The following is a 7,106-nucleotide window of genomic DNA, read 5'->3' on the forward strand; positions in this document are numbered from 1 at the left end:
GAACCGGCCTCCGCCTTCGGTGTCGGGTCATCACTGGGCCCGCTCCCCCGGCTCGACGACGGCTGTCCGCGCCAGCCTAGCTACCGTACGCCCACCACACCGTCACCCACGCCGACCGAGCGCGCCGCCGTTCGGGTCAGCCGGCGGCCGCGGCCAGCGCGGCGGCCATCGCCGCCCGGGGCGCGGGAACGCCGGTGAACTGCGCGAACTGTCCCAGCGCCTGGGCGAGCAACAGGTCCAACCCGGACACCACCCGGCACCCGGCGGCGGCGGCCGACGCCGCGAGCGGGGTGGGCCACGGGTCGTACAGGGCGTCGAAGCAGACCGCGCCGGGGCGCCACCGCACCTGCCCGGCCAGCGGATCCGCCACCCCCTTCGGGACGGTGGAGACCACCACGTTGGCGCCGCCCAGGAGCTCGGCCGCCGCCGGCCAGGCCGCGCCGGTCAGCGGCACCCCGACGGCCGTCGCCACCGGCGCCAGCTCCGCCACCGCCGCGGCCCGCCGCGCCAGCAAGGTCACCGCCGCCGCGTCGAGCCGGGCCGCCGCGGCCAGCGCCGCCCGGGCGGTGCCACCGGCGCCGAGCACGGCCACCGTGGCGCCCCGGGCCACCCCGGCGGCGGTGAGCACCTCGACCATCCCGGTGACGTCGGTGTTGTCGGCGTACCAGGTGCCGTCGGGGCGGCGTACCAGGGTGTTGGCGGCACCGACGGCGGCGGCGACCGGCGAGACCTCGCCGGCCACGGCGAGCGCCGCCTCCTTGCCCGGCATGGTCACCGACAGCCCGGCCCACTCCGGGCCCAGGCCGGCGACCAACGCCGCCAGCTCGTCGGCGGCGCACTCGATCCGGGTGTACGACCACCCGGTCAGCCCCGCCGCCGCGTACCCGGCGTTGTGCAGCACCGGGGAGAGCGAGTGGGCGATCGGCTTGCCGACGACCGCCGCCCTCACACGTTGCAGTTCTTGCCGGTGAGCACCTTGTTGGCGCACATGGTCCGGATCAGCTGCCGGTACTCGTCGGCGTTGCGCCCGTACCCCATCGTGCCCTTCTTGTCGATGGTCATGAAGTAGATGTCGTCGGTGTCCGGCGGGTCCATCGCGCCCTTGAGCGCGTCCGAGCCCGGGTTGCTGATCGGCGTGATCGGCAGCCCGTCGGCGCCCTTGCCGTGCGTCCGGTACGGGTTCTTCGGGTCGAACAGCTCGCTGCTGAGCAGGACGTCCGAGTCCTTCGGGTCCTTGCCCTGCAACCGCAGCCAGTAGTTGAGCGCGCTGTCGATCTCCAGGCACTTGCAGTGGTACTTGTCGGTGTACACCCGGTTGTAGAGCACCCGGGACACCCGGCCCATGTCCTTGTGGTTGACCGACTCGGCCTGCGCGATGGAGGCGGTGATCAGCGCCTCGTACGGGGTGATGCCGCCGCGCTTGGCCTCCACCGTCTCGACGAACTTCATCTCGTCGGTGACGGTCAGGAACTTGTCCACCATCATCGACAGGATCTGCTCGGCGGTCGCCTTCGGCGGGATCTCGTACGTCGCCGGGTAGAGGAAGCCCTCCAGGCTCTTCGTCGACTTCTTGCCGTCCTTGCGCACGAACCAGGAAGCCGGCACGCCCAGCGCCACCGGATCCTTCGCCGCCGCCTTGAACTCGGCCACCGGGATCTTGGTCTGCTTGGACAGCTTGTCGTAGATCGCCAGCGTGATCATCCCCTCCGGGATGGTGACGCCGTTGACCACCCGGTTCTTCGGGTCCAGGAGCATGACCAGCGCGTCGGCGGCCTTCATCTCCTTGCGGACCTTGTACCGGCCGACCTGGATGTTCTTGCTGCGCGAATTCTCCTCGGCGGCGTTGATGAACGCCTTGACGCTCTTGACCACCCCCGCGTCGTGCAGGGTGACGCCGATGTCGGTGGCGGTGTCACCGCGCTTGACCTCGACCTGCGCCTCGCCGCTGCCCGGTCCGTCGAAGTCGGGCGTGACGAAGTAGTTGCGCACCCGGTCGAACCCGACGTACGCGCCACCGCCGATGCCGCCGAGCAGGACGAGGGCCATCAGCAGGGCGAAGACCGTCTTGCCCCGACCGCTGCCACCGCCCTGCTGGCGCTTCTTGAAGCCCTTGCGGTGCCGGCCCTTCTCCCCCCGGTCCGGCTCGTCGAACCCCAGATCAAGATCGTCGATCATCGCGTCTGCCTCCGCTGCGCGTCCAGCCAGCCCTGCAGGATCTCGACTGCGGCGGCCTGGTCGACCACCGCGCGCTGACGTTTTCCTCGGACGCCGCGCTCGGCAAGCCTACGAGAAGCCACCACGGTCGACATCCTCTCGTCGGTGAGCGTTACCGGAACCGGCGCTATTACATCGGCCAAACGGTCGGCGTACGCCTTCGCGTGCACGGCGGCGGGGCCGTGTCTGCCGGCGAGGTTGACCGGAAGGCCGAGGACGACCTCCACCGCTTCGTGCTCGGCCACCAGCCGGGCCAGCTCCGCCAGGTCGGTCGGCACGGCGTCCTCGGCGGCGGTCAGGTCCCGGGCGAGGGTGACCAGCGGGGTGGCCAGCACGCCGTGCGGATCGGACCGGGCCACCCCGACCCGGACCTGCCCGACGTCCACGCCGAGTCGGACACCACGGGTCAGGTCAGCCACAACCGGTCACCGTCGCCCCGGTAAGGGCCAGGGCGGACCGGATCGGTCCGCCCTGGCCCACGCGGTTGGTGTTCACGCCTCGGCGATCGCCTTCTCGACGGTGGCCAGCAGGTTCGGCGCCTCGGCCGCCGGCAGGCCACCACCCTGGGCCAGGTCCGGGCTGCCGCCACCACGGCCGGAGAAGGCCGCCTTGACCAGGTCCGACGCCGCCAGCCCCCGGCCCCGGGCCGCCGCGTTCACGGCCACCACCAGGGACGCCTTGCCGTTCGACCGGGCCGCCACGGCGACCACCGCCGGCCGGGCCGGGTCGATCTTGCCGCGGATCTCCTGGGCCAGGGTCCGCACGTCGTTGCCGGCCGCGCCCTCCGGCGCCTCGGTGCCGACGTACGCGACCCCGCGCACGTCCTTCGCCCCCGCCGCGAGGCTCGCCGCACCGCCCAGCACCAGCTGCGCGCGCAGCTTCTCCAGCTCCTTCTCCGCGTCGCGGAGCTGGGTGACGGTCTGCTCCACCCGGTCGGCCACCTGCTCGCCCGGCACCCGGAACAGCTCGGCCAGCCGGGACACCAGCAGGTGCTCCCGGGCCAGGAAGCCGAAGGCGTCCATGCCGACCAGCGCCTCGATCCGGCGCACGCCGGAGCCGACCGACGCCTCGGAGAGGATCTTCACCAGGCCCAGTTGGGCCGAGCGGGCCACGTGGGTGCCGCCGCACAGCTCCCGGGCGTAGTCGCCGACCTCGACGACGCGCACCCGCTCGCCGTACTTCTCGCCGAACAGCGCCATCGCGCCGATCCGGCGCGCCTCGTCCTGGGTGGTGATGAAGGCGTGCACCTCCAGGTCGGCCAGGAGCACCTCGTTGACCTGCTGCTCCACGTCGTGCAGCACGCTCGGCGCCACCCCGGTGGGGGTGTTGAAGTCGAACCGCAGCCGGCCCGGCGCGTTCAGCGAGCCCGCCTGGGTCGCCGACTCGCCGAGGAAGTTACGCATGGTCTGGTGCACCAGGTGCGTCGCGGTGTGCGACCGGGAGATGGCCCGCCGCCGGGACGCGTCGATCTCGGCGTACCCGGTCTCGCCCGCGCGCACCTCGCCGCGCAGCACCCGGGCCCGGTGCACGATCAGACCCGGCACCGGCTGCTGCACGTCGAAGACCTCGAGCTGGCCCCCGCCGACCGTGATCAGACCCTGGTCCGGCTGCTGGCCACCGCCCTCGGCGTAGAACGGGGTGGTGTCGAGCACCAGCTCGACGGTGTCCCCCTCGACCGCCGCGCCGACCGCCCCGCCGCCGGAGAGCAGCGCCCGCACCCGGGACTCCCGGTTCAGCTCGCTGTAGCCGGTGAACTCGACGTCGCCGCCGTCCTCCAGCACCGACCGGTACGCCGACACGTCGGTGTGCCCGGTCTTGCGGGCCCGCGCGTCGGCCTTGGCCCGGTTGCGCTGGTCGGCCATCAGCCGGCGGAAGCCCTCCGCGTCGACCTGCAGGCCCTGCTCGGCCGCGATCTCCAGGGTCAGGTCGATCGGGAAGCCGTACGTGTCGTGCAGCTGGAACGCCTTGTCACCGGAGAGCGCCGGCTTGCCCGCCGACTTCGTCTCGGAGATCGCGGTGTCCAGGATGGTGGTGCCGGCGCGCAGGGTGGCCAGGAAGGCGTCCTCCTCCGCGTACGCGTACTGGGAGATCCGGTCGAACTCGGCGGACAGCTCCGGGTACGACGGGGACATGCAGTCCCGGGCCACCGGCAGCAGCTCGGGCAGCGCCCGGTCCTGCCAGCCGAGCAGCCGCACCGCCCGGATCGCCCGGCGCATGATCCGGCGCAGCACGTAGCCGCGGCCCTCGTTGCTCGGGGTCACCCCGTCGCCGATCAGCATCAGCGCGGTGCGCACGTGGTCGGCGATCACCCGCAGCCGCACGTCGTCCGGGTGCGACTCGGCGGCCACGTGGCCGGAGTGCGCGCCGTAGCGCTTGCCGGTCAGCTCGGCGGCCCGGTCGAGGATCGGCCGGACCTCGTCGATCTCGTAGAGGTTGTCGACGCCCTGGAGGATGGAGGCCATCCGCTCCAGGCCCATGCCGGTGTCGATGTTCTTCGCCGGCAGCTCGCCGACGATGCGGAACTCCTCCTTGCTGCGCACGTCGACGATCTCATACTGCATGAAGACGAGGTTCCAGAACTCCAGGTAACGGTCCTCGTCGACCTCCGGACCGCCCTCGCGCCCGTACTGCGGGCCACGGTCGTAGAACAGCTCGGAGCAGGGGCCGGCCGGGCCGGGGATGCCCATCGACCAGAAGTTGTCCTTCTTGCCCCGCCGCACGATCCGCGCCTCCGGCACGCCCACCGAGCGCCAGATCGCGTACGCCTCGTCGTCGTCGAGGTAGACCGTCGGCCAGATCCGCTCCGGGTCCAGCCCGAACCCACCGGCGTCGACCGACTTGGTGGACAGCTCCCAGGCCAGCGGGATGGCCCCGTCCTTGAAGTAGTCGCCGAAGGAGAAGTTGCCGTTCATCTGGAAGAACGTGCCGTGCCGGCTGGTCTTGCCGACCTCGTCGATGTCCGGCGTCCGGATGCACTTCTGCACGCTCACCGCGCGCGAGTACGGCGGCTTCTGCTGGCCCAGGAAGTAGGGCACGAACTGCACCATGCCGGCGTTGACGAACAGCAGGTTCGGGTCGCTGATGGCGGGCAGCGGAGCGGACGGCACCACGGCATGGCCGTTCGCCTCGAAGTGGGCGAGGTACCGCCGCCTGATCTCCGCCGTCTTCATCGCTGGTGTTCCTCCGGGAAAATCTCTCGGTCGCCGATGCGCGGGTCCTCGCGCAACTCGGCGAACTGGTCGTCGAACGCCTCGCCGCGGGCGAAGGCCTCGTGGATCTCCTGCTCCCGCTCGGCCATCCCGAGCCGGACGTCCTCCACGAAGCTACGCATCGACTCGACGAGGCCGCCAGCGGATTCCGACAGGCCGCTGGCGATGCCGGCCGGGGTGTACGCCTGGGCGGTGCGGGTGACCTTGCGGACCACCACCACGCCCACGGCCAGTCCGATGCCCAGCCAGAACAGCCGCCTCATCTTCTCCTCCTCCTGCTCGGCCGGGTCAGCGGTTGCCGCGCCGGGCGGCGCGCCGCTGCTGCTTGATGGTGTCGCGCACCTCCCGCTCGGTCTCGGCGTGCCGGCGGGCCGAGGCGGCCCGGCGCACCCCGTAGCCGAAGGCGGCGACCTTGACCAGCGGGTTGGCCGCGGCGGCGGAGACCACGGTGGCCAGGTTCGCGACGTTGGCGGTGACGTTCTGGGCGTGGGTGGTCATGGTGTCCACCTTGGCGAGCTGGAGGTTGACCCCGTCGAGGGAGGTCTGCACCTGCTCCAGGGCGGTGTTGACGTTCTTCACGGTGGTGTTGACGTCGCCGAGCAGCGGCCCGGAGCGGTCGTTGAGGTCGTTGATCATGCGGGTGGCGGCGTCCACCGTGTGCCGCAGCCGCAGGATGGGCAGCGTCAGGATCAGCACCAGCATCGCGAACGCGATCGCCGCGACCAGTGCCGCGACCTCCAAAAAGCCCACGCCTGTCCTCCTCCAGCAGTGCCCCGTGGCCCGACGCCCGGGACGCGCGACCGTCCTGCCCGGCCGCACCCCGCCGACGGCACGCCGACGGGTGCGGACGGGTCCGCCAGCCCCAGACCCTACCGTCCGTGATGAAAACCGGCTCAGGACGGTGAAGGTGTCAGCTCGCCGAGCGGATCGTCGGTCAGGGTGGGGTACGGATCCTCACCGGTGAGTGACGGGTCGGTGCTCGGCTGTGGCTGCGTCCGCTCGTCGTCGATCGCGTTGCGGACCTTCACCGACACCAACGACCCGGCGCACTTGCCCGCAGCGGCCTTCGGCTGCGGGGACGGCGGGATCGCCGGCTCACCGTTGACCGGCGGCGGTACGCACGCCGGCTCGCGCACCCACAGGTCGAGGGTCAGCTCGTCCCGGCGCCAGCAGGTGTAGCTGCCGTTGGCCGGCTGTTCCGGGCACCGGCTGACCTTCCACGGCCGCCACCCGTCGTCGGCCAACGCCCGCTGGTAGACCTGCGCGGTCTCCTTGACCGGTCGCTGCGAGTCCACCGTGCGCTCCCGCAACCGGCAGTCGAGCAGGCACCAGCGGCTGCCACTGACGTCGTCGACGGTCTTCGTCGCCGCCCAGTCGGGCACGCCCAACTCGTCGAGGGAGTCGAAGACCGGGTCGTGGCTGAGCGTCCGGATGCCGAAGAACAGCGGCACCGCCCCCAGGATGACCAGGCTGACCAGGGCCAGGATGCCCATCCGCAGCCGGCGCCGCTCGCGCATCTGGCGGCGCAGTTCGGACCGGGCGCCGCGCAGCCCACCGGCGGCGGCCGGCGCGGCCGGTTCCGGCTCGACCCGGGGGCGCAGCGGCGGACCGCTGGTCGGCTCGGGGCCGGTCGGGCCGGCCGGTGGTACGGCGACCGCGGCCCTGGCCACCGCGGGCGGCTCA

General features: G+C 72.2%; 7 protein-coding genes. All 7 read right to left on the reverse strand.

Annotated features, from left to right (window positions below):
• Positions 1-136 precede the first annotated feature (136 nt).
• Positions 137-949 (reverse strand): shikimate dehydrogenase, encoded by an 813-nt coding sequence (locus K7640_RS26095; RefSeq protein WP_222957563.1) that lies wholly within the window; start codon positions 947-949, stop codon positions 137-139.
• On the reverse strand, positions 946-2,175 hold the full coding sequence (gene mltG / locus K7640_RS26100) for an endolytic transglycosylase MltG (RefSeq protein WP_222957564.1): 1,230 nt from the start codon (positions 2,173-2,175) through the stop codon (positions 946-948). The genes K7640_RS26095 and mltG overlap by 4 nt, the downstream gene beginning before the upstream one ends.
• Positions 2,172-2,633: a Holliday junction resolvase RuvX gene (ruvX, locus tag K7640_RS26105; protein ID WP_222957565.1), complete on the reverse strand. Its 462-nt coding sequence runs from the start codon at positions 2,631-2,633 to the stop codon at positions 2,172-2,174. Before ruvX ends, mltG begins: the two co-directional genes overlap by 4 nt.
• A 72-nt stretch (positions 2,634-2,705) precedes the next feature.
• Positions 2,706-5,384, reverse strand: coding sequence for an alanine--tRNA ligase (gene alaS / locus K7640_RS26110; protein ID WP_222957566.1), 2,679 nt, complete (start codon positions 5,382-5,384; stop codon positions 2,706-2,708).
• Entirely contained in the window at positions 5,381-5,686 is a 306-nt protein-coding gene (locus K7640_RS26115; protein ID WP_222957567.1) for a hypothetical protein, read from the reverse strand. The genes alaS and K7640_RS26115 overlap by 4 nt, the downstream gene beginning before the upstream one ends.
• 25 nt (positions 5,687-5,711) lie before the next feature.
• Complete coding sequence (locus tag K7640_RS26120) at positions 5,712-6,173, reverse strand: DUF948 domain-containing protein (protein ID WP_222957568.1); 462 nt, start codon at positions 6,171-6,173, stop codon at positions 5,712-5,714.
• A 143-nt stretch (positions 6,174-6,316) separates the two neighbouring features.
• Positions 6,317-6,940 (reverse strand): hypothetical protein, encoded by a 624-nt coding sequence (locus tag K7640_RS26125; RefSeq protein WP_222957578.1) that lies wholly within the window; start codon positions 6,938-6,940, stop codon positions 6,317-6,319.
• Positions 6,941-7,106: the final 166 nt, after the last annotated feature.

The sequence above is a fragment of the Micromonospora sp. PLK6-60 genome, from assembly GCF_019890675.1.
GTDB lineage: Bacteria > Actinomycetota > Actinomycetes > Mycobacteriales > Micromonosporaceae > Micromonospora.

What these genes read in the sequence shown, in the direction of transcription:
- K7640_RS26115 (WP_222957567.1), bottom strand. Translation starts at nt 5,686, where the DNA reads ATGAGGCGGCTGTTCTGGCTGGGCATCGGACTGGCCGTGGGCGTGGTG.
- alaS (WP_222957566.1), bottom strand. Translation starts at nt 5,384, where the DNA reads ATGAAGACGGCGGAGATCAGGCGGCGGTACCTCGCCCACTTCGAGGCG.
- K7640_RS26125 (WP_222957578.1), bottom strand. Translation starts at nt 6,940, where the DNA reads ATGCGCGAGCGGCGCCGGCTGCGGATGGGCATCCTGGCCCTGGTCAGC.
- mltG (WP_222957564.1), bottom strand. Translation starts at nt 2,175, where the DNA reads ATGATCGACGATCTTGATCTGGGGTTCGACGAGCCGGACCGGGGGGAG.